This window comes from Bacillus cereus group sp. MYBK108-1 (genome assembly GCF_051917185.1).
GTDB lineage: Bacteria > Bacillota > Bacilli > Bacillales > Bacillaceae_G > Bacillus_A > Bacillus_A cereus.
Genome location: NZ_JBQAHZ010000003.1, coordinates 157570 through 181575 on the forward strand (window position 1 = coordinate 157570; position 24006 = coordinate 181575).

A 24006-nucleotide genomic window follows, 5' to 3' on the forward strand; every position below is an offset into this window, starting at 1 on the left:
TTTGTTTATAAAATACAATATAGATTTTAAGAAAAAAGGTGACATCCTTATAATATGAATGATTTTTTGAATATATCTGTCACAACTCTACATATATCAACGATTTTTCAAATATATCTATCGTAACTCTACATATATCAACGATTTTTCAAATATATCTATCGTAACTCTACATATATCAACGATTTTTCAAATATATCTATCGTAACTCTACATATATCAACGATTCGACACGGAATATCGACTTACCAACAAAAAATGACAAAACAAAAAGAGAGGCTGCCCAAAAGGACAACCTCTCTCTTCTTATATCAATTAAAATTTAAACTCTTGTCCAACTTCAAAGCTATCTTCTAATACAAGAATACCTTTTTCTTGTGGAGCATCTGGAAGCTCTAATTCACGTGCAGAGCAGATCATTCCAGAAGAAGGAACACCGCGAAGTTCTGCTGGTTTAATTAACATACCACTTGGCATTACAGCACCAATTTTTGCAACGACAACTTTTTGTCCTGCATCAACGTTTGGTGCACCACATACGATTTGTAATGTTTCTGTACCGATTTCTACTTTACAGATGTTTAGCTTGTCAGCATTTGGATGCTTTTCTTTTTCAGCTACATAGCCTACAACAAATTTCGGAGAAAGATCTGCTTCTACTGTTTCTTCAAAGCCATTCTTCGCTAAAATTCCGTTGATTTTCTCTACAAGCTCTTTCGTTAATGTAAGGTTGCCTGTTTCTTTTACTTCTAAGTAAGAAGATGCATTAAAGATGTTGAATCCTGCTGTTACATTGCTTTCACGATCATATACGCGTGCAACATCTCCTTTGCGATCAAAAGTACGGTTCTCTAAAGTAATATCTTGTAAGGCAACAATTAAAGTGTCACCAATTCCTTCAAGGTTGTAAAAAACGTTCACTTCGTTCATCCTTTCTCTTTTCCATCTGTCTTCTTCCGATTTTTCGCTAAAATAAAGATTGGTTCAAATTCTCCATCTTCATATACGAATGAAAGTGATGTAATCGGAACATGCCCTTCGGCAAAAAATTTCATTGTCATTTGTGCAATAATATCATAACCGATTTCGTTGACGATATCAGCAATAATTAATACATCTTGGTGAGGAACAGCAACAACCATGTCACCAGAAATCTTTTCACGCATCGATTGTAGTAACGATTCGTTTAAAATACGAGTCGCGTCATACCCATCATTTGTGTTTAAAAAGTAGAATGTATTACCCGCTACTGTGTCTTGTTTAAATTCATAACCTAATGAGCGTGCGTTGAATAATGCCATTTCACGCACTTGCTGTTCTGTAAGTTCTAATTTTTGTAATAGACGCTCATCAATTAGTCGATACGTTTTATTCGAATCTAGCGCGTAGTAAATACGTGTTTCCGCCGTATGATCCGTCATAATAAACGGATTTCCTTCTTCTGCTTGTTTCGGGAAAGAAGTAGAGCGAATAACAGGTAAAATTTTCGCTCCGCTATTTTCTTCTTTATGCATCGCAATTAGCGCTTCTTGTACGTAATAAGCAACTTCTTCAATTGCCTTTTCCTTGTTCACTTCCCATTTTGCCACAACTCCTGGAAGCGATACGTTAATACCTTTTTTGGAGTCTTTTTGTTCAATACGTAAAACTTCTTTCTCACTATCATACTGAAAGTCCCATTCTGGGCGAGATAATTTCTTTATTAACTCATCTTTCATCTTTTTACTTGTCATCTTCATCTCTTTTTTCCTCCCTTCCAAAAAAATAACCTCCCCCGCGAAGGTAGAGGTTGTTTTACAATTCAATTGGCAAATTGCCTTATTTTAAACCTTCAATGAACTCTTCGATTTGTTCTTGTGTTTTACGATCTTTGTTTACATAGCGACCAGTTTCTTCACCTTTATTGTACGCTACAAAGCTCGGAATGCCAAATACGTCTAATTTTACACATAGATCAATAAACTCATCACGATCTACATAGTAAAATGAGAAATCACTATATTTCTCTTCTACTTCTGGCATAAATGGATCTACAAAGCGGCAGTCTGGGCACCATTCTGCTGAGAACATAAAGACTACATTCTCTTCATTTTTTAACTGTTGGAATTGCTCCATGCTTTCTAATGACTTCATCTATATTTCCTCCTCTAACGGGTGCATTTTTCATGTTATAATCTTTCTTTTATACTACCATACATCGCGCACGGTGCAAGGTTTATGCTTGCTTTTTGTCATACTTATATTGCCCAACTAACAACTTAACAACGTGTACAAATAATTCCGTGCGGTCGACATAATCATCTGTAAAAATACCGATAGCACCTTCGTGACTACGAATATCTTTTCGCTGCACAAACTCTTCCATCACTTCGCTTAATTCCTTACCATCTTCAAGAGGTGCTAAAAAATCGTCTGGTAACGTAATACGCGCTCCTCCGGCCACAAATACTTTCCCATCCATTGTTGCTAGGGCGCCCCAGTTACACATAAATAAACCGTGCTCCGTTTTCATTACGCCGCCTTCTAGCCCAATACCAATTGGAGCTTCTCCTTCCTCTAGCGCTCGCTTCGCTCTATTAATCGCTCCTTGCATCGTCTCTTCATCTGAGAAAGGCTGAGCTGATACTCCTGACGGAACAGAAAGAGATGTAATTTCAGCATCTTTCCAAACCTTCTCCACAGCGCCAACCTTCGTTTTATTCTTTGATCCTACTACTACTTTCATTTCGTTCACCTCTATAAAAATTCATCATTCTATTCTAATATCCCTATCAGATACGAATTAAGCATCAACCACTACCACATATCACCAAGTCATCTATTCAGCCTAAAAAAGAAGGTTTTTTCTAGCAACATTACCGTCTTCGAAAACAAAAACAGCCTTCCTCTCACTTCCTACTTGGGGTCTTCATACATCATTCGAACACCAATTAAGCACTGACCACTACCACTCATCGCTGGGTCATCTATTCAATCTAAAAAAGAAGGTTTTTTCTAACAACATTACCGTCTTCAAAAACAAAAACAGCCTTCCTCTCACTTCCTACTTGGAGTCTTCATACATCATTCGAACACCAATTAAGCACTGACCGCTCCCACTCATCGCTGGGTCATCTATTCAATCTAAAAAAGAAGGTTTTTTCTAACAACATTACCGTCTTCAAAAACAAAAACAGCCTTCCTCTCTTTTCCTATCCAGGGTCTTAATACACCATTCGAGCACCAATCAGGCGCTGACCGCTCCCACTCATGGATGGGTCATCTATTCAAGCCAAAAAAAGAAAGGCTCTTCAGCCCTTCTTCCTCTCTACGCGTTATTCTTAATTGTCTCTAACGTCGTTTTATCTGTTGTTCTTACAAGCTTCGTAATTAATTCTTTCGCCGCTGCATAATCATCAACATGTAAAATTGAAGCATGTGTATGAATGTAGCGTGCACAAACACCAATTACTGCTGATGGGATACCAGAGTTACTTGTATGTACACGACCAGCATCTGTACCACCTTGTGAAATAAAGTATTGGTACGGAATGTTGTTTGTTTCTGCTGTATCTAAAATGAATTCGCGCATTCCTCTATGTGTTACCATCGTGCGATCGTAAATACGAAGAAGGGCACCTTTTCCTAATTGACCGAACTGCGTTTTGTCACCAGATGCATCGTTTGCTGGACTTGCATCAAGCGCATAGAAAATGTCTGGTTGAATCATATTTGCAGCTGTTTGCGCTCCGCGGAGGCCTACTTCTTCTTGTACAGTAGCACCAGAGTATAAAGTGTTTGGTAATGTTTCATCTTTTAATTCTTTTAACAATTCGATTGCAAGACCACATCCGTAACGGTTGTCCCAAGCTTTCGCCATAATTTTCTTCTCATTTGCCATCGGTGTAAACGGGCAGATCGGCACGATTTGTTGTCCTGGTTTTACACCAATTTCAATCGCATCTTCATAACTATCTGCACCTATATCAATTAACATATTTTTTATATCCATCGGTTTTGCACGTTGCGCGTCACTTAATAAATGAGGAGGAATAGAACCAACAACCCCAATAACAGGACCATTCTTCGTCATAACTTGTACACGCTGTGCTAATAAAACTTGGCTCCACCAGCCGCCTAACGTTTGAAAACGAAGCATTCCGTTTTTCGTAATTTGCGTAACCATGAAACCTACTTCATCCATATGACCTGCTACAAGAACACGTGGGCCAGTTTCGTCCCCTTTTTTCAGACCAAATACGCTACCTAAACCGTCTTGTACAATTTCATCAGCATATTTGCTTAATTCTTGCTTCATAAAACGGCGTACATCATGTTCGAAACCTGATGCACCTTGTAATTCTGTTAACGTACGAAATAATTGTAATGTCTCTTTATTCACGAAGTCCCCTTCTTTCAAACCTTAGTAGAATACCTCTTTTATTGTAACGAAATTTTCGAAATGTTTCTAGTTTCTTCTTTTTTAGCTGTATTTGCTTTATAATTATTATCGGTACACTATTTTTATTTTATAGAATTGAGGTGAATATATGAGCTGGAAAGGTTTAGTAGCAGGTCTTGGCGTTGGGTTCGCAGCTGGTTATCTCGTTGCAAACAAAGTACAAGAACAATCCCATATTTCTTCAGAAAAAGCATTGAAAATGGTGAAACAAGCATTAAGTCATAAAGGTGAAATTACTGGCTCTTGGGTACATATGGTTCCAGAGACATTTGAAAAATATGATGTCGCATATGAAGTTTATCGCGGCGGTCTTACAACAATGTTAGATGATATACAAGAACGATTTGAATTTTTAGTTGATGCTAAAACAGGTACTGTTTTAGAGGTTATAGCAGCATAAAACGGAGGGTTCCCATTAGGTGAACCTCTTATTTTTTTGAAATTGCGGGTATTGATTAAAATTATATCAGCGATTTTTTAAATATATCGACTTACCGGCAAAATTCTATAATAAAAAAGAAGCTGCTCCAATAAATATAATGGAACAACCTCCTATTTTTATGCTTCTATACTCGTTTTCCGTTCTATTTTTTCTACGATATGCCCTTCCTCATTCCACTTCACAGCACGATAATATGCATCATGATAAAACGTAAACCACGCCTCTTTGTCAGCACCATACTTCATCCATTTTTGTTTATTTTCAATCGAGGTCATCGGATAATCATCGTATGCCATTACCCATAATACATTTTGATGCGCGTGCGTCGGCAAGAGATCTGCTAAATGTAGCATCGTTTCCCCTTGACTCTCCAAAATGATGACTGCATGTCCATCACTATGCCCACCCGTATGTGCCATCTTGATTTCATCTGTAATTTCTATTTCTTGCTGGAACGTAACAACTTGATCTACAATTGGCTCCCAATTTTCCTTCCAATATGTATTACGTGATCTAATGTTTGGATTCCTCATTTCATTCCATTCTGTTTCACTTACGTAAACTTTCGCATGCGGAAATGCCGGTACAAGGTGATCATCTTCCCATTTTGTTAGACCAGATGCATGATCAAAATGAAGATGTGTCATCAAGACGTAGTCGATATCTTCAGGCTTTAATCCTAATTTTTCTAATGATTCATAAACCGATGATTCTTCTGTTACACCTTGATTTCGTTTCATCTTCTCATTCAGCTTACCGTTTCCTATCCCGGAATCAATGAGCATATTTCCGTCTTTCGTTTGCAAAAGTAACGGATCTGTTCGTAAATAAATATGATTTGTGTCATTATGTTTATATTTACGTGACCAAAGTACTTTCGGTACGACTCCAAACATTGCGCCTCCATCTAAATGTGTATTCCCGCCTTTTAACCACGTTACTTTTATATCTCCAATTTGTAACTGTTCCATTACACATCCCCCTTTTTAATTAATCTTAACATAAAATTCTGATTATTTTAGGTGTAAAAAAACCTACGCATTACTGCATAGGCTCTGTACGATATTTTGCTTCAACTCGGTAAATACGATGACCTTTACTAGAAAATTTCTCTTCGTATTCAGTCATGATGTTACCTTCAAAGTCGCTGTTATGAAGATCTAAGCTTAAGTACGTTAGTAACATACCATACTCAGCCATACTCATAAGAGAATATTCAAATAAACCTTGGTTATCTGTTTTGAAATGAATTTCTCCGCCTTCTACTAACACTTCTTCGTAATTACGTAAAAATGTTTTATACGTTAAACGACGCTTCGTATGACGTTTCTTTGGCCATGGATCTGAGAAGTTTAAATAAACGCGATCAATTTCACCTTTCGCAAAGAAAACTGTTAAATCTTCAGCATCTTTATTAATTAACTTTAAGTTTGGTAATTCTTCTTCAATTAATTTATCAAGTGCATCTACAACAACACTTGTGAATTTTTCAATTCCAATATAATTAATATGTGGATTCGCTTTCGCCATATCATACATAAAGCGGCCACGACCTGTACCTACTTCAATGTGAATTGGTTGTTCGTTTCCAAATACTTCTTTCCAGCTACCAGCGCGCTCCTCTGGGTTTCCGATTACGATATGTGAATATTCATTAATTCGATCCATTGCATACGGTTTATGTCTTAAACGCATAGATGTTTCCCTCTCTTTACATAGCTATTTTAAAGGAATAATTCCTTCTTTCTTTTTTAATCAATCTACCAAACAAAAAACCAAGTACGTACGAGCACTCGGTCCGTTTCTTTCAAGTATAAGATGTACCATTTTGATAAAAACTACATACAGCATTAAACATTCCATGACGAAACAGCTTTTTCTCTTATATTTGAAGAGAAAAACAATCGAAAGGATGATCCGTTCATGCCAATTAATCAACAACATCAATTAGAAGTGCTGAAAGATATTTTAGTCAACCACCAAAATGATTGCTGCGGGACAGTTTCAGAATGCGAGCAATTAGAGCGCCTCATTCAATCGTTACTCGCAAACGATAATATAAGTAGTGACGCTAAAACAATGCTAAACGATGTATATTCTTATAGTCAATCGGGTAAATCTTCCTCTAATTTGGACAACCATATTTCCAATAATCAAGAACAACTTACTCAGTGGATTGCTGGAATGGACAATTTTTCTTAAGTATCATTCTGAAGCAAGTAGTTGCTGTAAATATTGATGCCAATATTCAGCTTCTGCTTGCTGTTTTTTTGTTGTATGCCATTGAATAGACAAAATCGTTTGTGCTATCACATACCATCTCATACGCCTAAGCAGCGATTCATCCATTTCAATATCATAGTAACCGAGCCACTCACTCCATTCCTGGCGCGGAATGTACCAATATAATAACATACCGAGGTCTAGAGCTGGGTCAGCAATTACAGCTCCATCCCAATCAATTAAAAACAATTCATCTTCATCCGACAATAGCCAGTTGTTATGATTTACATCACAATGGCATACAACGAATTCATTGTATTCAATAGCTTTTAATGAATCCATTAAATATTGAAGGCCTTGCTGAATTGTTTCATCATCCCTTATATCTCCTCTTAAAACGAGTTGCAGTTGTTGTAATAACTCTTGTGCGTGAAGCGGCTGCTTCCCAAGTCTTTGAATCATCTGTACAAGCGCTTTAGAGGAGTGTATTTTCTTCAAAAGTTTCGCAACACGTTCTAGTTTCATATCCTCTGGCTCTAGCTTCTGTCCCGGAAGCCATTTTTGAGCAGAAATTACATCACCATTCGTTACCCTTCTTGTCCAAAGTAATTTTGGAACAATTCCTTCTGCTGACAATACCGCTAAAAAGGGCGATGTATTCCGCTTTAAAAATAACTTCTGTTGTCCGTTTTGCGCAATATATGCATCGCCCGTTACTCCACCAGCCGGTACAAGACTCCACTCTTTTCCTAATAATTGTTCCAACCATTCCATATTCATTACCCGTTAACAAATCCTTATCTTTTATAGTTATGAAAAGAAAAACCGCAACATTTCTACACATGTTGTGGATTCATATATTTTACTGTAAATGAAAAGAAAAATTAGCCTAAGCCAAAAATCCTCTATTTTATTTTACAAAACCTGTCATAGAATGACAACTTATCAAAATCGTCACCTTTGTCAATTCTACATTTATTACATTCTCATCGTCAAGTAGCGATTTGTCACATTATCGTCAATATATACGTGCTAATTGGAGCGAGCTTAAGTTCCTTTCCTCTAAATGAAGAAATTGGCTCTATTTTCGCTTCGTTTTCGTTTACTAACACATGCCACGTTGCTTCTTTCGGAAGTTGCACAGTTTTAGCTTCTAAACCGCTATTAAATAAGACGATAATCTCTTTCCATGGCCCAAACGTTTCTGCATGCTCTAGGTGATATGCAAGCACTTCTGTAGATGTTTGTAAAAAAGTCATATGTTTTTTTATAAGGTCTGCGCTTTGTAATCGGAATGCCCCATGCTCTTTACGAATCGCAATTAAACCTTTTATATAGTTAACAGTCTCTATCTCTTTCTCTTTTTGATCCCAATCTAATTGATTGATCTCATCATTTGCATTATAACTATTTTCATTTCCTTTCTTCGTACGATAAAACTCTTGCCCTGCGTGTAAGAAAGGAATGCCTTGTGAAAGAATAACCATTGCGCTCGCTAACAGGTGACGTTTTTTCAAAATCGTTTCTGATTCTTCATTACTGCGCACTAGTTTATCCCACATCGTCATATTATCATGACATTCTACATAGTTAATGCTTTGCGCTGGCTCTAGAAACAGCCCTGTTTCTTTCATACTTAAAAGACTTCCTGCTGCAATATACTGCAAATGATTACAGTCTACATGCCCACCAAATGCAAAACCACGCTTATTTATATGAAATGTACTCCCTTTTATCCCATCACGAAATTGATCATTAAACTGCGCGATATGTGGCATTTTCTTCGCATTATTTAACGTTGCTTTTTCTTTGGCAGGAAGCGGTGTTTGTAAATCCCATCCTTCTCCTAATAACAAAGCATCTCGTTTTATGTTTCGCACTTCTTTTTCTATCATATTCATTGTATCAACATCTAAAATTCCCATTAAGTCGAATCGGAATCCATCGACATTGTATTCAGTAAGCCAATATAAAATAGACTCTACAATGAATTTCCTCATCATTTTCCGTTCAGACGCTATATCATTTCCGACTCCCGTCCCATTAGAAGGCATACCATCTTCACCATGACGAAAATAGTATCCTGGAACAAGCTTTTCAAATGATGATAGCTCTCTTTCATAAACATGATTATAGACAACATCTATAATCACCCTAATACCTTGTTCATGAAATGTTTCAATTAGTTGTTTGCACTCAACTATCCTGTTATACGGATCAGAGGGGTTTGTAGCATAATATCCTGTTGGTGCATTGTAATATAATGGATTATATCCCCAATTATAGGCGGACGAAGGATTCGCCTCATCTACACCACCGAAACAATATAAAGGTAATAGTTCAACATGTGTAACACCTAAATCTTTTATATGGGACAACCCTGTTAATGTCCCATTCCGTCCTGTTGTTCCCTCTTCCATCAATCCTTTATATGTTCCCTTTTGAATTACTCCACTATTTGGATGTATAGTCGCATCACGAATATGCAGTTCATACAATATGGCATCTGTCATTGATTGTAATGTTGGTAATCCCTCTCGTCTTGTTACATTCGTTTTTTCTAAATTGATAACAACACCATGTTTTCCATTTACCGTCACCGACTTTGCATAAGGATCCACAGCTTCGTTCCATATTAAATTAATACAAACAAGAAATGTATAGCGTGCTCCGTCTAAATCACCTTGTAATGTTTGAATCCAAACTCCGTTTTCTCCCCTGTACATTTCATGATCGGTATATTCTTTATCGCTCTTATAAATTCTTACTTTCGCAAGCCTTGCAGTTGGGGCCCATACTTTAAATGTCGTTTCTTCTTTTTGATAAACAGCACCTAAATCTGTACCTTCGTAATAATACTTTTCATCGAAACTTTTTGTTCGAATAACAGCACCTATTTGTAAATCAGTTTCTTCATTCCGTTCATCTCGTACTGTATAATACTTCCCCACATCTAGCGGCTCTTCTATAAAGCACTCATACTTCGTTGCATCTGGAAGCGCAATAGTATGAGCAATCGGTAAATCTTTCACATTACTTCCTTCTTGCAAACGAAATGTCCGACTTGTTCCATACGCATGTGGGAGCAAAATTGTAATTTTATTCATTTCATCTAAATAGGCATCAAATGGACGTTTTACTTTCAACATAAAAAAATCACCATCATTCTCAAAGTTAAAATAAAGTGAAACTTTAATGAGCGAGAAAATTTCTCCATCCTCACTTATTATTAGCCTTCACCAATTAGGCGAGATAAAATGAGCTGCAAATGATAAGGCTTTTCTTATCAACAAGACTCTATACAGTAACTCCATTCTTCTCTATAGTATATTCACCTGCATAAAAAACGTTTTCAACATTCTATTTTTGTAATTTTATTTCAGCAATCGATTTATACTTCGGGGTTTCTTTCACGTGGGATTCGTATAAAGTAATTGTATCTGCTTGAAATGATATTTCAGGCACTTCTTTTATACTTTCTAAACGAAACTTTTCTTCTCCTATCCATTTACGAGCAACGGTAATATGCGGGTGATATGGGCGTGTTTCTAGAGCAAATCCATTTTCTTCACAAATGGCATGTATTTGCTTTTGCAACTGAAACAAATCGTGATTCTCACTTACCTTCGCCCAAAAAATACGAGGCTGATCTTCCCTACCAAACGTTGAAAAACCTTGTAATGTGAACAATAGTTCTTTTGTTTCTGCAATTGTTTTTAATCCATTCTTTATTCCCTCTAATTGTTCCCCGGTTGCACTCCCTAAAAATGAAAGGGTAATATGATAGTCTTCTTTATGTACCCATGAACGAAATTGTAATTCCTCTTGCATATCCTCTTTATAGTTAGACAGCATTTCTTTTATATGATTCGGTAACGTAATTGCTACAAAATAATGCAGTTCCATGTACATCTTCTCCTTCTTTTCTATTGTTGCTTTTCTTTCTTATCTCATTCAGGTAAAAAGAAGCCGCTCTCCAAAATAGAGAGCGGACATTATTTATATATCCATTACTTCGCTAATTCATGAATTGCTTGCGCGTAAATTGCTGTTGCTTTCAATAAGTCTTCAATTTCGATATACTCATCTTTTTGATGCGCAAGTTCTTCTTTTCCAGGGAATAGCGGGCCAAATGCCACACCAGCTTTTAATGAACGAGCATAAGTACCGCCGCCGATTGCTAATAGTTCTGCTTTTTCACCTGTTTGTTCTTCATACACACGTTGTAACGTACGGATTAATACGTGATCTTTATCGACGTGATGTGGGCGAGAATTAGAATAGTCAGCCACTTCAAAACCATGCGTACCAACATATTCTTTCAACTTCACAATTGTTTCTTCAAAGTTAGTTGTAACTGGGTAACGTACGTTTAGCCCTAAGTTACCACCGTTTTCTTTCGTATAAGAAATGCGACCGACATTCACTGTTAACGGACCGCTAATTTCATCTTTGTAAGCAATAGTAGCTTTTTCACCAAAAATATCACCAGTAAATGTTTCTGTTGCAAATGTCGCAAATGCAGTTGCTTTTCCATCAAGTGAAACTGTAGTTAAGAAGTTTGCTAATAATAAACCTGCATTTTCTCCTTTTTCAGGAGTAGATCCGTGCGCTGAAATTCCTTCTATTTGCAACGTCACTGTATTTCCTTCTATAGTCGATTTCCCTATTTTTTTAGCAGTTTGTAAATACTCTTCATATGCTACTGTAAGTGCATTTACATCTTCTCCTGTGATAACTGCTTCTGCAAAATCAGGAACCATATTTAAACGGCGCCCTGAATCAAATGAAACAAGTTCATATGTACCTTTTTTCTCTTCACTACCATTTTGCACAACTTGTATATCAGAAATTCCTTTTTCTGCATTAATAATTGGAAAGTCTGCATCCGGTGCAAAACCAATCGTTGGCATTTCTTCATTTTTAAAGTAGTGATCTACACATTTCCAATTGCTTTCCTCATCTGTTCCTATAATCATACGAACACGTTTTGAAAGAGGTAAGCCTAATTCTTTCACAATTTTCATTGCATAATATGCTGCCATCGTTGGGCCTTTATCGTCAATTGCACCACGTGCAAAAATCTTTCCATCGCGAATATCCGCACTATATGCGGGAGTCGTCCAGCCATCTCCTTCTGGTACAACGTCAACGTGACAAAGAATACCTACTAATTCTTCTCCTTGTCCCATTTCAAGATGACCTGCATATCCTTCTAAATTTTTAGAAGCAAAACCTTCAGCTTCTCCTTTATGTAACATGAAAGATAGAGCTTTTTCTACACCTTCACCGAATGGTGCGCCCTCTTTCGCAGATTCTTCTTCCCATACACTTTTAATTTGTAAAAATTGTTGTGTATCACGAATTAAATCATCTTTTCGTTTTGCAACTTCTTCTGTCCAATTAATCGCTGACATCACGCATCCATCCTTCACTATATTGTTTCTTTCATCATAACAAACAGAAATCTCTTATGCCATACACGAAAACTAAATACCGAACAATTGTAATATTTCAGATATTTCTTATTAGTTTTTCTTTTGTTTTTTCAAAAAAATTTGCAGGAATTTGGCGTTTTACGTAGAATTTTATGTGTTAGTTGACTGACCATATATACAATGTCAACTACCAATATTTTTCTATATGAATATTTGTTAAATTTCTGTAAAATTTAAGTAGATTAAAGCATGAATTTTATCATGTAGAGTACAATGGTAGTAACGACCTTCTTTCCTGAATGGGGTCAAAAAAACTAGTAGAGGAGTGGTTTTCTCTTGAAACCTACAACTACTCGTATGCTAACACGCATTAAATCAATTTATATGTACATCAATGAAAACGGAACGGTAACGACGAAAGACCTTGTAGATGAGTTCGGGATCACACCGCGAACGATACAACGTGATCTAAATGTGTTGCAGTTTAATGAACTCGTGTATAGCCCTTGCCGCGGTAAGTGGACAACAACAGGAAAGAAAGTGAGAATGACCTCATAACGAAAAATAATTGTATGGTAAATAAATACATACCCCTTTCTAATAATTAGAAAGGGGTCTTTTCTGCGCCTATAAAGGTACTACTTTTCAGTATCTACTTGATATGTTTTTAACATTTCTACTTCTTCATCTGTTAGCTCTCGGTATTGTCCAAGTTCTAGTTCTTCATCTAATACTAACGGACCCATCTCTGTTCTCTTTAGGTAGACTACTTTTTTTCCTACCGCTTCAAACATACGCTTCACTTGATGGAATTTCCCTTCCGTAATCACAAGCTCAATTTCAGAAATATCATCGCTTTTCAATATTGTAAGTGCACCTGGCTTTGTTTCATAGCCATCGTCTAAAATAACACCTTTAGCAAATTCTTTTACATCCTCTTCTGTTACTACTCCTGCAACGTGTGCATAATATTTTTTCGGCACATGCTTTTTCGGAGATAATAATTGATGTGATAACTTCCCATCATTTGTTATCAATAAGAAGCCTTCCGTATCGATATCAAGTCGTCCAACTGGGAACGGATCAAAGATTGCATCTTCTAATTCTAATAAATCTATTACTGTTTCATGATTATCATCTTCCGTCGCTGAAATAACACCTTGTGGTTTATGCATCATTAAGTAAACAAATTCTTTGTATTCCACAACTTCACCATGAATCATAACTTCTTGCTCTTCTACATTTACATGAACTTTCGCATCTTTTACTGGCGTTCCATCAATTTTCACAACGCCATCTTTCAATAATTTCTTTACTTCTTTTCTACTTCCATATCCCATATTTGCTAATAATTTATCTAATCTCACGTTTTTCACCTTCTTTATTTATCATAGAAAAGGGGACGTAATTACGCCCCTCTTGATTTCAACTTTATTTTAAATCTACTACCAAGTTTACGTTGAATTTTATCTAATGCTTCTCCACCAAATACTCTTTCAAGTACTCCTGTGCGAATTGCTAACAATCCGTAAACAAGACCGCCAATACCTGCACAAATCGCAACTGTTATAAGAGCACCAATACGGCCATCAGGCGAAATCATGAAGGATAGAATCCATTGTGATAGTTTTACAGCAACGACCATTATAAGTGTCAGTACTGCAATTTGGAATGTTCTTTTATATACAACACCGAATGAATAGTGTGCGTATTTTTTAATTTGTTGATTTGTGTACCAAACAGAAGCTAAGAAACCAACTGCTGTCGCTAGAATTGCTCCTACTGTACCGAAATAACGAATAAAGATTACGTTACATACAAATTTCAAAATAACGCCCATTATAAGCGCAATAATCGCATGCTTCTGCTGGTTAATACCTTGCAGGATTGCTGCTGTTACTGTAAATAAAGCGAATAACAACGCAACTGGTGCATACCACATTAATACTTGTCCACCTAGTGGATCTGAATCGTAAAACGCAGTATAAATTGGATATGCAAGTGAAGAAATACCGACAACTGCTGGCAATGTTAAAAACATATTTGCCTGGAATGTTTGTGTAATTTGTAATTTCAAATAGCGGTATTGTTTTTCAGTAAATGATTTTGTGATTGCTGGTACAAGCGTTAAACTAAACGCTGTTGCAAGTGATACAGGAATCATAATTAACTTATGCGTCCACATTGTGAAAATACCGAGAGCTCGCTCTGCGATATCACCTTGACCAATCGCCTGCATAATTGAGTTAAATGTCAATGTATCAATTTGTTGATATAAAGGAATTGTTAACCCAATTACAACGTAAGGAATTGCATATGCGAATAACTCTTTAAACAATTGAACAGTACTTACTGTTGATTCTGGTACAGTTTGTTCAATTAAATATTGATCCAAATATTTTTTACGTTTTAACCAGTACCAAATTAACACACCGAGTGCTCCAACCGCTGAAACGAACGCAGCAAACGTCGCTACTCCAACTGCTGTTGCAACTGTACCGCCAAGTACTTTAATAACGATAAAACTACCAGCTAATAAAAAGACGATACGAATAATTTGTTCAATAATTTGTGAAACGGTAGTTGGTCCCATAGACTGGTGACCTTGGAAATAACCACGAATTAAACTCGCTGCTGGTACAACAATAAGTGCGAAACTTACAAGACGAATGATCGTCGTAACTTCTCCTACATTATTGTGTATACTTTGTTTACCAAGCATCGCTTCTGCAAACAGTGGCGCCGTCATGTACAGTACTAGGAACGAAAGAACTCCTGTTACTATCATCATAACCATTCCCGAGCGGAACATTCTCCGGCTCGTTTTATAATCGCCAAGCGCATTATATTTGGAAACAAATTTTGAAACAGCAAGTGGCACACCTGCCGTTGCGATACTTAAAAAGATCGTATATGGAATGTATCCATATGTATAGAGCGTTCCGCCTTCTGTTCCTACTAATGCATGAAACGGAAAGACGTAAATCATGCCTAAGAACTTTACTAAAAATGTCCCTAGCGTAACAATAAGCGTTCCGCGCAGAAATTTCGAATCGGACATACAAAAATCCTCCTACATCTACATAAAGTGAAACTATAATTAGTTGGAGACTTCTCTCCTACTCCTTATTAGTTGAACCATTCGAGCATTTACAGGCTAACAGACTCCCTATTTACTTCTCCTAAATCTTGAGGTTTTAGTCTTATCGCCTACAAATGGCAGGATAGTGCTGAACTCTAACTTTTGTATTGTACCACAATTCTCTCATTAAGCAGTACTTCACTCTATTTTTCTTTTAAGGGAAAACATGCTATTCTTTTAGGCAGGAAATGTAGAAAATGAGGTCGATATATTATGCATTATGATGTTATTGTCATCGGCGGCGGTCCTTCTGGGCTAATGGCTGCAATTGGTGCTGCAGAAGAAGGCGCAAATGTCTTACTTCTTGATAAAGGAAATAAACTTGGGCGTAAACTTGCAATTTCTGGTGGCGGACGCTGTAACGTAACGAACCGTCTACCACTTGATGAAATTGTTAAACATATACCAGGAAACGGTCGCTTCTTATACAGCGCTTTTTCTATTTTTAATAATGAAGATATTATTACATTCTTCGAAAATCTCGGTGTTAAATTGAAAGAAGAAGACCACGGTCGCATGTTCCCTGTGTCAAACAAAGCGCAATCTGTTGTAGACGCACTTTTAACACGATTAAAAAACTTAGGTGTAAAAATCCGTACAAATACGCCTGTTGAAACGATTGAATATGAAAATGGTCAAACGAAAGCAGTTATACTGCAAACAGGCGAAGTGTTAGAAACAAATCACGTCGTTATCGCTGTTGGCGGAAAATCAGTTCCTCAAACTGGATCTACTGGAGACGGATATGCTTGGGCTGAAAAAGCGGGCCATACAATTACAGAATTATTCCCAACAGAAGTACCTATCCTTTCAAACGAGCCGTTTATACGTGACCGCTCATTACAAGGCCTTGCTTTACGTGATATAAACTTAAGCGTATTAAACCCGAAAGGAAAGGCTATCATTTCTCACAAAATGGACATGCTCTTCACTCATTTCGGCCTATCTGGACCTGCTGCTCTTCGCTGTAGTCAATTCGTCGTGAAAGCACTGAAAAAGTTTAAAACGAATACAATACAAATGAGTATTGATGCATTGCCAGAGGAAAATAGTGAGCAACTATTCCAACGCATGCTGAAACAAATGAAAGAAGATCCGAAAAAAGGAATTAAAAACGTTTTAAAAGGTTATGTCCCTGAACGTTACTTCCTATTCTTATTAGAAAAAAATGAAATTGACGGTAGCGAACAAGCTGGACAAGTTTCTCACGAAAAGATTCGTGCACTTGTGAAAGACTTTAAAGAGTTTACTGTGAATGTAAATGGTACGCAGTCAATTGAAAAAGCATTCGTTACTGGCGGCGGTGTATCCGTGAAAGAAATTAACCCGAAAGAAATGTCTTCTAAATTTACGAACGGCTTATATTTCTGCGGAGAAGTTCTTGATATTCATGGTTATACTGGTGGCTATAATATTACATCTGCTCTCGTTACTGGTAGAATTGCCGGAACGACAGCTGGAGAAAACGCGAAAATGCAATATTAAAAAAAGAAACAGGGATTCCTGTTTCTTTTTTTATAGGTACATGAAATTATATGAGCGATTCCACAAATATATCAGCGATTCTGCAACTTATATCGGCGATTTCCCAAATATATCGACTTACCGACAAGAAACGACAAATATAGGCTCCACTTAACTTCCCATTGCTTTTTTGTTGCTTTATATACCTTAGTACCTTTATATTTTATATTGTTGAATATTTAAAAAAGGGTAAGGGGAAAACAAATGAGAAAAAAAGTCATGATGTCTTTAATGTTAATGACGTTTCTTTCTGCGGTAGAAGGAACGATTGTTAGTACAGCAATCCCTCGTATAACGAGTGATTTGTCAGGCGTCGAACTTGTTAGTTGGGTATATGCAATTTATATGCTTGCAACAGCTGTTTCGACTCCAATATACGGAAAGCTCGCTGATTTATTTGGCCGTAAAAAAGTTTTACTGATCGGAGCTACAATCTTTTTAGTCGGTTCTGCACTTTGCGGAGTCGTTACATCGATGGAACAATTAATCTTCTTCCGCGCGCTTCAAGGTATCGGTGCTGGTGCTGTTATGCCAATCACAATGACGATTATTGGAGACTTATATAGCGAAGCGAAAGACCGCGCGAAAGCACAAGGTTGGATGAGTGCCGTTTGGGGTGTATCCGGTGTTATCGGACCGTTAGTAGGTGGATTTTTAGTTGATTCCCTTTCTTGGCGTTATATTTTCTTCCTAAACGTTCCATTCGGAATTATCGCTTGCTTAATGATTGCAATTTACTACAAAGAATCTATTAAACCTGCTAAGCATCATATCGATTATCTTGGTGCAACAGTCTTCTCATTAAGTACAATCGCTCTACTATATGCATTATTAACAGGTAGCAGTAAGCAAAACTGGGGAGACATGACAATTATCGGCCTATTAATCTTTGCCGCTATTTCATTTATTATTTTCTTATTCATCGAGAAGAAATCTCCGGAACCATTAATTCCGCTAGCACTTTTCTCTAACCGTACATTATCTACGATAAATATATTAACTCTTATTGCTGGCGCAATGATTATTAGTATTACAATGTACCTTCCAATTTGGAGCCAAGGTGTATTAGGGAAAAACGCTACAGAAGCTGGACTTATTTTAATGCCAATTCCTGTTATGTGGACATTTGGCGCTATTTTCTCTGGTAACTTAGTAGGCAAATTAAAAACGAAACAAATCATTTTACTTGGAGCTAGCATTTTATCAGTCGCTACGTTCTTATTATTTACACTATCAACAAATTCACCATCGTTCCTTATTTATGTAGCAGTCGGATTATTCGGCTTAGGCATGGGGCTTGTGACACCGATTTACATGGTAACAATTCAAGCAGCCGTACCAGCTCATACACGCGGAACAGCTGTTGGTTTAAACACATTTATTAATACATTTAGTCAAACGTTAGGTGCTGCAATATTCGGTACAATCTTCAATACGATGATTCACGCACGTGGTATTAAAAATCTTGATCTTGTATCTGGTGGACATGGCGGTACTACAGCAAACGTAGTAACCGAATCGCAATCTGCATTAGCATCAAGCGTACACGTCATTTATATGAGCACTTTCGTATTAGCAGTATTTACATTAATTATCGCTTGGCTCTTATTAAAGCCAGCTACACAAACAAGTGAGCAACAATAAAAAGGATGACCATTTTGGTCATCCTTTTTATTCTTCATTCTCCACAATATGTTTCAGCATGGATAATTTATTATCCCAAAAACGTTCATAATACGAGAGCCATTGTTGTAATTCTTCTAATGGTTCTGGATGCAAACGATATATCTTCTCTCTTCCGCTTTTTCTTCCACTTACTAAATTCGCTTCTGAAAGAATATGAAGGTGCTTTACAACCGCAGTACGACTCATCGGAAAATGATCCGTTATTTTGGAAATCGGTAACTCTTTGTCACTTAATAACCGTATTACTTCTCGGCGGGTTGGATCAGCAATTGCTTGAAATACATCATATTTCGCTGCTGACGAGGACACTTAGCCTTCGACAACCTTTTTCAGTTTTTCATTTACAATCGCTACCCAACCACCGCTCATTCTATCGCGAATAATAGAGCTCTTCGCATTTGCTTTCGGAAGAATTTCATCAGGATGTTTCCAGCCGCCGTGAATTAACGTAAATTCTGTTTTGTTATCTCCTAAGTCTTTCAAATCAAATGAAACAACCCAGCCATCTGTATCCCATGAGAAAGATAAATGGTTTGGCTCATCAATTTCTAACACTTTACATGGTGATGGCCCAAATGGTGATTGCACATGAAATTCATGCCCTACCTCTAATACAAAATCATTTGGCATAAACCATGACGCAATCCCTTCTGCAGTTGATACTACACTCCATACCTTTTGAATAGACGCGTTAAAAACGATTGTTTGTTTAATATCATTTAATGTATTTTGTTGTTCCATTTTCATTCTCCTTTACTCGGCACTCAAATATAACACCTTTTGGTTTCATTTGTATAATATAACACCTTTTAGTTTCATGTCAACGCTAACTCTTTTTTACTGTTGAGAAATTCTCAACATTTTTTCAACAGGACAAACACCCTCTGAGCATTTCCTCATAATATACTCACAAAGGCAATACAAAATAAAAACTTCTCTCAACATGAAACTCCATCATTCATCTTGAAAGAAGCGCCTTACTTATATCATGCGTACTTCGTCTCTCCTCCTTCCCTCAAGGGACAATACGCGAGATATGACAAATCAGAAGGAATATGCCCACCATTTGAGTAGGTAGTTATTTCTCTTCTCCTCAACATTTCCTTAGGAGCGAAATGACTACCGACTCACTTTTTTCAAACAAAATAAAAAGGGGTTGAACGCTATGTTCTATTGCATTAACTGCTCTGATATTCACCATGAAAAACATCCAAATGATAAAGTATTCAAAAACGGTTTTTATATTGATCCATTTTTAGGTGATCGTTATCACCTTGGTATGTGTAAAGATGCCCAAAACCATGAAACAGGGGAGCCTCTTTTAACGACAAAGAAATTAGGCACAACCCAATCTATTATGAACGTATTACCGACACATGTTGTCCCAACATAAAACATAAAAAAGAGCTGGGTGAGCCAGCTCTTTTTTATGCTTTATAAACGATCATTGCTGAAAAACAATAAATTTGGTTTTCATCGTCGTTAATAGAAACACCAACTTGATACTTAATGTCTACAAAGTTACTATCATCAATCTTTTTCAAAAAAACATTTACAGCGTCTTCTAAGTCTTTTTCGTGACTTTCATCAAACACTTTTACACGAATCATGTTAACACCATCCTAGATCGCAGCCCTCCGCCGCTTGATTATTGCCACGGTGCGTATCTATGATGCGATAAAACTTTCCCTCTTCATATATATATCCGTCTTCTAACACATATTGTTTACCTTCAGTATAGACATAAAACTTACCTATCATAAATTTACTCGTATATAATTCCAAATAATCTGGTCTAAATTTAGCTACCACTTTATTTGTAATATCAATTTTTATTGTGCGTCCCACCTTCTCTCCCTCCTTTGCAAAGAACGGATTTAGGTATATTGTATTAGCGATTTTACATTTTATGCTTAAAAATAAGTGGATATGCCTCCTTTCTCCACCTGTACTATTTTTCTAAAAAAATCACTATAAATAAAACCCGAAAAAAATACAAAAAAAGCACTTTACCTTATTGACTCTAATGTAAATATTATGTTATTATATAAAATTTGACATTTTTATATACGTATGCTATCATTAAAAGTGGTTACCACATATGGAGGTGGATGATTTGTTTCAAATTGGTGATAAAATCGTTTATCCAATGCACGGTGCAGGAATCATTGAAGCAATTGAAGAGAAAGAAATATTAGGTACTTCACGTCAATATTGTGTGATACGCATCATTAGTAAAGATATGCAAGTAATGCTTCCGATGGATCAATTAAAAAAATCAGGTATTCGTTATATCGTTGATCGAGGTACGTTAGATGATATACTTCTTGAATTTCAAAACGGGGAGTCAGACACATCACTCTCATGGAAACAAAGATATACAATGAATATGGAAAAAATGAAAAATGGCAATTTACAAGATAGCGCAGAAGTTGTTCGGGATTTACTTCGCCGCAATAAAGAGAGAACATTAAATGCGAGCGAAAAACAAATGCTAGATAATGCACGAAAAATGATGATTAGCGAAGTCGCGCTCGTACAAAATGTTACTGAACATCAAGCAACAGAATTTCTTCAAGATACAATTAATCATTAAATTTAAAATAGCCGAACGCTATTTTTTTTTTTGTAAAAAAAGGACAAAGAGATGAACTCTTTGTCCTTTTCTATTACCCACGCCCAGCTTGAAACGATGGATATAACGTCATTCCACCATCTGCAAATAGCGTAATGCCCGTTACGTAACTCGCCTCTGAAGAAGCGAGCCAAGTTGCTACTGCTGCGATTTCTTCAGGTTTTCCAATATAGCCCATCGGTATCATACTTTCTACGTCAGCCCGTTTTTTAGGATTAGCAAACTTTTCTGCATTGATCGGCGTATTAATTGCACCTGGTCCAATATTGTTTACTCGAATACCTTTTGGCGCATATTCTAACGCTAACGTTTCTGTCATCAGTTTAATGCCACCCTTACTTGCTGCATAGTGTACAAATAGTGGCCACGGAATTTTCTCATGAACACTAGACATATTAATGACAGACCCTTTAATATCATGTTCTACAAAATATTTAATCGCTTCACGACTTCCTAAAAAAGCACCTGTTAAATTTGTATTAATTACCCTATTCCAATCTTCAAGCGGCATTTCATGCGACGGTACCGCGTTTTCTATCCCTGCATTATTAATCATAACGTCAAGCGTACCAAACTCTTTCACAGCAGATTGAATGAGATTCACAACATCTGATTCGACGGTTACATCACCTTTTACAGCAATCGCTTCGCCGCCTACTTTTTTAATTTCTTCTAACACATCATTCGCTTCTGATTCTCGTGAGCGATAATTAATAACCACTTTCGCTTTTTCCTTAGCAAACCTCACTCCCATCGCTCTTCCGAGACCAGTTGCTGATCCTGTAATAACGACAACTTTCCCTGCTAAATCACTATACATTTCCATACCTCCTTTAACTTTTGGCTATACCTAACATAATTCCGGCTGCGATAATAAAAACGATACCGACAACGATACCCGTTAATTGACGTTTCGTTTTCTTTTCACCTAATATAAGGATTCCACCAAGCGTGGAAATAATAATTCCCATTTGCGATAGCGAGAAACTTGTTGCGACTCCAACACGCGGCTGCGAAATGAATAAAAACATATTTCCAGCTGCCCAAATTAATCCTGGAATAATATTTCGAATTGCATATTTATTAAATGGATGATGTTTAAAGGTAAGCAAAATCCCGCCTAACACCATACCAACTGCTTGTGGCAACAAAGCCGACCAACCATCTACGTTAAATAACCTAATCACTACTACGTAAACTAAATAGCCGACTGTTGAAATTAATAAAATTACGATACCTCTTTTAAAGTTTGCTGCTTGCTCTGCATTCTTTTCTTCTTCACTTTGAAGCGATGTTAAAATAACACCGATAATAATACAAACGAGCGCTAAAATCCCAAGGACGACCGATATTGTCGTGGACCATTCATGAAATACGATAACGCCAAATAAAGTCGTCGCGACTAATTGAAGTCCTGTTGAAATTGGCATCGTCCTCGAAACACCCATTAAATCAATACTTTTCAATTGATTTGCCTGACCAAGCGCCCAAAATAAACCTGACACAACTCCAACTCCGATAACGGTAGGTGTTAATACTGGCTTCATAAAAATATAAACAACAATTGAGAAAATAAGTGCTCCAAACGTTGTTCCGAGCGTTTGACTATACGGTCCCCCGCCCAGTTTTACGTTAAATAGCACAATACTTCCCCAAAATATAGCTGGTAAAATCGCTAAAAATATATCCATCACTCATTACCTTTCTTTACTAAATGCATAGGTTATCACTCTAAGTCATTAGAGTGAGCTTTTATTTTTTCTTTTTCCCGTTCACAAACTTTTTCTGCAATAGCGTCAGAAACATTCTTTTCTCGCTCCACTTTCTTTATCTTTACGTGATCTAAATGGTCTTCCAAAGTAAGCGTAACTTTATCGTTCGGGGGATTATGCGCTCCTTGAAATGTAAGAAATTGTAGCTTCACTTCATACCTAGGAACAAATTCATCTTTCTTGCCGAGACGCTTTATATTTATAACTGAAGCACATTCATATTGATCTTCTGTCACTTGTCTAATAACTGAATAGTACCTATTTGATAATGCACTCTCTAAAAGCTGTTCTCTTGATTCTTTCGCGAAAGAATCACTTGGAGAAGAGAAAAAAGACGCACATAGCATTGTCATAACTACACATATTTTTTTCATAATTCCCTCCTTGTTCTATAGATTAGTGTTCTCAAAACTGCCATAAAAAAACGACTTTCCCTATATAGGAAAGTCGTTTTAATGAATCCAATATTAACCACCGCTCACTGGTGGGATTAGTGCAACAACATCACCAGATTGGACCCTGTCATCTTCATTTGCATATTCTTCATTAATCGCAACCATAATTGGCTCTGAAACTGGTACATTATATTCGTTCGCAACAACATCTTTTAACTGTGCAACCGTAATATTTTCTTTCTCTATTTGTAATTCACTTGTCCCTGCTTCTTCTTGCAAGTGCGCAAATAACAATACTCGAATCATAC

Annotated in this window: 28 protein-coding genes; 7 read left to right on the forward strand and 21 right to left on the reverse strand. The window is 36.8% G+C overall.

The window, feature by feature from the left end; genetic code table 11:
- Positions 1-315 precede the first annotated feature (315 nt).
- From ytpR to ACTFSL_RS07195, 5 genes are all read right to left on the reverse strand, one after another.
- Positions 316-930, reverse strand: coding sequence for a YtpR family tRNA-binding protein (ytpR, locus tag ACTFSL_RS07175; protein ID WP_001006771.1), 615 nt, complete (start codon positions 928-930; stop codon positions 316-318).
- Entirely contained in the window at positions 927-1739 is an 813-nt protein-coding gene (locus ACTFSL_RS07180) for a DUF1444 domain-containing protein (RefSeq protein WP_000784588.1), read from the reverse strand. Before ACTFSL_RS07180 ends, ytpR begins: the two co-directional genes overlap by 4 nt.
- Positions 1740-1818: 79 nt before the next feature.
- Entirely contained in the window at positions 1819-2133 is a 315-nt protein-coding gene (locus tag ACTFSL_RS07185) for a thioredoxin family protein (protein WP_000838193.1), read from the reverse strand.
- Positions 2134-2215: 82 nt separating this feature from the next.
- The gene (locus tag ACTFSL_RS07190; protein ID WP_000869940.1) at positions 2216-2725 is read right to left on the reverse strand and encodes a DUF84 family protein; all 510 of its coding nucleotides are present in this window, start codon (positions 2723-2725) and stop codon (positions 2216-2218) included.
- 582 nt (positions 2726-3307) lie between these two features.
- Complete coding sequence (locus ACTFSL_RS07195) at positions 3308-4381, reverse strand: M42 family metallopeptidase (protein ID WP_001031517.1); 1074 nt, start codon at positions 4379-4381, stop codon at positions 3308-3310.
- 148 nt (positions 4382-4529) lie between these two features.
- Between ACTFSL_RS07195 and ACTFSL_RS07200 the strand changes: the two genes are divergently transcribed.
- Positions 4530-4841, forward strand: a complete 312-nt coding sequence (locus ACTFSL_RS07200; RefSeq protein ID WP_000118541.1) for a PepSY domain-containing protein — start codon at positions 4530-4532, stop codon at positions 4839-4841.
- A 158-nt stretch (positions 4842-4999) separates the two neighbouring features.
- Here ACTFSL_RS07200 and ACTFSL_RS07205 read toward each other — a convergent pair whose 3' ends face one another.
- Complete coding sequence (locus ACTFSL_RS07205) at positions 5000-5854, reverse strand: YtnP family quorum-quenching lactonase (protein ID WP_088338319.1); 855 nt, start codon at positions 5852-5854, stop codon at positions 5000-5002.
- 70 nt (positions 5855-5924) lie between these two features.
- Positions 5925-6578: a tRNA (guanosine(46)-N7)-methyltransferase TrmB gene (gene trmB, locus ACTFSL_RS07210; protein ID WP_001239385.1), complete on the reverse strand. Its 654-nt coding sequence runs from the start codon at positions 6576-6578 to the stop codon at positions 5925-5927.
- A gap of 228 nt (positions 6579-6806) precedes the next feature.
- Between trmB and ACTFSL_RS07215 the strand changes: the two genes are divergently transcribed.
- Entirely contained in the window at positions 6807-7085 is a 279-nt protein-coding gene (locus ACTFSL_RS07215) for a YtzH-like family protein (RefSeq protein ID WP_440041441.1), read from the forward strand.
- 3 nt (positions 7086-7088) lie between these two features.
- Here the strand turns inward: ACTFSL_RS07215 and ACTFSL_RS07220 are convergent, their stop codons facing one another.
- The 4 genes from ACTFSL_RS07220 to pepV form a co-directional block, all read right to left on the reverse strand.
- Positions 7089-7886, reverse strand: a complete 798-nt coding sequence (locus tag ACTFSL_RS07220) for a phosphotransferase family protein (protein WP_001986674.1) — start codon at positions 7884-7886, stop codon at positions 7089-7091.
- Between the two features lie 227 nt (positions 7887-8113).
- The gene (pulA, locus tag ACTFSL_RS07225; protein WP_000921750.1) at positions 8114-10255 is read right to left on the reverse strand and encodes a type I pullulanase; all 2142 of its coding nucleotides are present in this window, start codon (positions 10253-10255) and stop codon (positions 8114-8116) included.
- Positions 10256-10466: 211 nt separating this feature from the next.
- On the reverse strand, positions 10467-11012 hold the full coding sequence (gene thpR, locus ACTFSL_RS07230; RefSeq protein ID WP_088338317.1) for an RNA 2',3'-cyclic phosphodiesterase: 546 nt from the start codon (positions 11010-11012) through the stop codon (positions 10467-10469).
- A 104-nt stretch (positions 11013-11116) separates the two neighbouring features.
- Complete coding sequence (pepV, locus tag ACTFSL_RS07235) at positions 11117-12523, reverse strand: dipeptidase PepV (RefSeq protein ID WP_001274236.1); 1407 nt, start codon at positions 12521-12523, stop codon at positions 11117-11119.
- 357 nt (positions 12524-12880) lie between these two features.
- On the opposite strand from pepV, the gene ACTFSL_RS07240 reads away from it, so the two are divergent.
- Positions 12881-13102, forward strand: a complete 222-nt coding sequence (locus tag ACTFSL_RS07240; protein WP_000805512.1) for a DeoR family transcriptional regulator — start codon at positions 12881-12883, stop codon at positions 13100-13102.
- A gap of 80 nt (positions 13103-13182) precedes the next feature.
- On the opposite strand, the gene ACTFSL_RS07245 is transcribed toward ACTFSL_RS07240, so the two are convergent.
- Both ACTFSL_RS07245 and ACTFSL_RS07250 read right to left on the reverse strand, forming a co-directional pair.
- Positions 13183-13911 (reverse strand): pseudouridine synthase, encoded by a 729-nt coding sequence (locus ACTFSL_RS07245; RefSeq protein WP_001234947.1) that lies wholly within the window; start codon positions 13909-13911, stop codon positions 13183-13185.
- Between the two features lie 41 nt (positions 13912-13952).
- Positions 13953-15605, reverse strand: coding sequence for a putative polysaccharide biosynthesis protein (locus tag ACTFSL_RS07250; protein WP_001284028.1), 1653 nt, complete (start codon positions 15603-15605; stop codon positions 13953-13955).
- A gap of 294 nt (positions 15606-15899) precedes the next feature.
- Between ACTFSL_RS07250 and ACTFSL_RS07255 the strand changes: the two genes are divergently transcribed.
- Both ACTFSL_RS07255 and ACTFSL_RS07260 read left to right on the forward strand, forming a co-directional pair.
- Positions 15900-17171 carry an NAD(P)/FAD-dependent oxidoreductase gene (locus ACTFSL_RS07255; protein ID WP_078400688.1) on the forward strand — a complete coding sequence of 424 codons (1272 nt, stop codon included), beginning with the start codon at positions 15900-15902 and terminating at the stop codon, positions 17169-17171.
- Positions 17172-17414: 243 nt separating this feature from the next.
- Entirely contained in the window at positions 17415-18854 is a 1440-nt protein-coding gene (locus ACTFSL_RS07260) for an MDR family MFS transporter (protein ID WP_001228021.1), read from the forward strand.
- 27 nt (positions 18855-18881) lie between these two features.
- On the opposite strand, the gene ACTFSL_RS07265 is transcribed toward ACTFSL_RS07260, so the two are convergent.
- Positions 18882-19205 carry an ArsR/SmtB family transcription factor gene (locus tag ACTFSL_RS07265; protein ID WP_000098837.1) on the reverse strand — a complete coding sequence of 108 codons (324 nt, stop codon included), beginning with the start codon at positions 19203-19205 and terminating at the stop codon, positions 18882-18884.
- Positions 19206-19637, reverse strand: coding sequence for an SRPBCC family protein (locus ACTFSL_RS07270; RefSeq protein ID WP_000437765.1), 432 nt, complete (start codon positions 19635-19637; stop codon positions 19206-19208).
- Positions 19638-20061: 424 nt separating this feature from the next.
- Here ACTFSL_RS07270 and ACTFSL_RS07275 point away from each other — a divergent pair, with 424 nt between their 5' ends.
- Positions 20062-20289, forward strand: a complete 228-nt coding sequence (locus ACTFSL_RS07275) for a DUF3973 domain-containing protein (RefSeq protein ID WP_000498989.1) — start codon at positions 20062-20064, stop codon at positions 20287-20289.
- Between the two features lie 34 nt (positions 20290-20323).
- Here ACTFSL_RS07275 and ACTFSL_RS07280 read toward each other — a convergent pair whose 3' ends face one another.
- Positions 20324-20506 (reverse strand): sporulation protein Cse60, encoded by a 183-nt coding sequence (locus ACTFSL_RS07280; RefSeq protein ID WP_000621751.1) that lies wholly within the window; start codon positions 20504-20506, stop codon positions 20324-20326.
- A 1-nt stretch (position 20507) separates the two neighbouring features.
- Positions 20508-20744: a DUF2553 family protein gene (locus ACTFSL_RS07285; RefSeq protein WP_000533801.1), complete on the reverse strand. Its 237-nt coding sequence runs from the start codon at positions 20742-20744 to the stop codon at positions 20508-20510.
- Between the two features lie 253 nt (positions 20745-20997).
- Here ACTFSL_RS07285 and ACTFSL_RS07290 point away from each other — a divergent pair, with 253 nt between their 5' ends.
- Positions 20998-21492 (forward strand): CarD family transcriptional regulator, encoded by a 495-nt coding sequence (locus ACTFSL_RS07290; RefSeq protein WP_080470820.1) that lies wholly within the window; start codon positions 20998-21000, stop codon positions 21490-21492.
- A gap of 73 nt (positions 21493-21565) precedes the next feature.
- On the opposite strand, the gene ACTFSL_RS07295 is transcribed toward ACTFSL_RS07290, so the two are convergent.
- From ACTFSL_RS07295 to moaD, 4 genes are all read right to left on the reverse strand, one after another.
- Positions 21566-22351 (reverse strand): glucose 1-dehydrogenase, encoded by a 786-nt coding sequence (locus tag ACTFSL_RS07295; RefSeq protein ID WP_088338316.1) that lies wholly within the window; start codon positions 22349-22351, stop codon positions 21566-21568.
- 13 nt (positions 22352-22364) lie between these two features.
- The gene (glcU, locus tag ACTFSL_RS07300; RefSeq protein ID WP_000350861.1) at positions 22365-23222 is read right to left on the reverse strand and encodes a glucose uptake protein GlcU; all 858 of its coding nucleotides are present in this window, start codon (positions 23220-23222) and stop codon (positions 22365-22367) included.
- 35 nt (positions 23223-23257) lie between these two features.
- Positions 23258-23677 (reverse strand): DUF3888 domain-containing protein, encoded by a 420-nt coding sequence (locus ACTFSL_RS07305; RefSeq protein ID WP_000717684.1) that lies wholly within the window; start codon positions 23675-23677, stop codon positions 23258-23260.
- A gap of 93 nt (positions 23678-23770) precedes the next feature.
- Entirely contained in the window at positions 23771-24004 is a 234-nt protein-coding gene (gene moaD, locus ACTFSL_RS07310) for a molybdopterin converting factor subunit 1 (protein ID WP_000621778.1), read from the reverse strand.
- Between the last annotated feature and the right edge of the window lie 2 nt (positions 24005-24006).

Coding starts and splice junctions, on each gene's coding strand:
- pulA (WP_000921750.1), bottom strand. CDS start 10,255: ATGTTGAAAGTAAAACGTCCATTTGATGCCTATTTAGATGAAATGAAT.
- thpR (WP_088338317.1), bottom strand. CDS start 11,012: ATGGAACTGCATTATTTTGTAGCAATTACGTTACCGAATCATATAAAA.
- ACTFSL_RS07275 (WP_000498989.1), top strand. CDS start 20,062: ATGTTCTATTGCATTAACTGCTCTGATATTCACCATGAAAAACATCCA.
- ACTFSL_RS07250 (WP_001284028.1), bottom strand. CDS start 15,605: ATGTCCGATTCGAAATTTCTGCGCGGAACGCTTATTGTTACGCTAGGG.
- ACTFSL_RS07200 (WP_000118541.1), top strand. CDS start 4,530: ATGAGCTGGAAAGGTTTAGTAGCAGGTCTTGGCGTTGGGTTCGCAGCT.
- ACTFSL_RS07270 (WP_000437765.1), bottom strand. CDS start 19,637: ATGGAACAACAAAATACATTAAATGATATTAAACAAACAATCGTTTTT.
- ACTFSL_RS07190 (WP_000869940.1), bottom strand. CDS start 2,725: ATGAAAGTAGTAGTAGGATCAAAGAATAAAACGAAGGTTGGCGCTGTG.
- trmB (WP_001239385.1), bottom strand. CDS start 6,578: ATGCGTTTAAGACATAAACCGTATGCAATGGATCGAATTAATGAATAT.
- glcU (WP_000350861.1), bottom strand. CDS start 23,222: ATGGATATATTTTTAGCGATTTTACCAGCTATATTTTGGGGAAGTATT.
- ACTFSL_RS07205 (WP_088338319.1), bottom strand. CDS start 5,854: ATGGAACAGTTACAAATTGGAGATATAAAAGTAACGTGGTTAAAAGGC.
- ACTFSL_RS07260 (WP_001228021.1), top strand. CDS start 17,415: ATGAGAAAAAAAGTCATGATGTCTTTAATGTTAATGACGTTTCTTTCT.
- ACTFSL_RS07295 (WP_088338316.1), bottom strand. CDS start 22,351: ATGTATAGTGATTTAGCAGGGAAAGTTGTCGTTATTACAGGATCAGCA.
- moaD (WP_000621778.1), bottom strand. CDS start 24,004: ATGATTCGAGTATTGTTATTTGCGCACTTGCAAGAAGAAGCAGGGACA.
- ACTFSL_RS07180 (WP_000784588.1), bottom strand. CDS start 1,739: ATGAAGATGACAAGTAAAAAGATGAAAGATGAGTTAATAAAGAAATTA.
- ACTFSL_RS07220 (WP_001986674.1), bottom strand. CDS start 7,886: ATGAATATGGAATGGTTGGAACAATTATTAGGAAAAGAGTGGAGTCTT.
- ACTFSL_RS07255 (WP_078400688.1), top strand. CDS start 15,900: ATGCATTATGATGTTATTGTCATCGGCGGCGGTCCTTCTGGGCTAATG.
- ACTFSL_RS07305 (WP_000717684.1), bottom strand. CDS start 23,677: ATGAAAAAAATATGTGTAGTTATGACAATGCTATGTGCGTCTTTTTTC.
- ACTFSL_RS07215 (WP_440041441.1), top strand. CDS start 6,807: ATGCCAATTAATCAACAACATCAATTAGAAGTGCTGAAAGATATTTTA.
- pepV (WP_001274236.1), bottom strand. CDS start 12,523: ATGTCAGCGATTAATTGGACAGAAGAAGTTGCAAAACGAAAAGATGAT.
- ACTFSL_RS07280 (WP_000621751.1), bottom strand. CDS start 20,506: ATGATTCGTGTAAAAGTGTTTGATGAAAGTCACGAAAAAGACTTAGAA.
- ytpR (WP_001006771.1), bottom strand. CDS start 930: ATGAACGAAGTGAACGTTTTTTACAACCTTGAAGGAATTGGTGACACT.
- ACTFSL_RS07185 (WP_000838193.1), bottom strand. CDS start 2,133: ATGAAGTCATTAGAAAGCATGGAGCAATTCCAACAGTTAAAAAATGAA.
- ACTFSL_RS07290 (WP_080470820.1), top strand. CDS start 20,998: ATGGAGGTGGATGATTTGTTTCAAATTGGTGATAAAATCGTTTATCCA.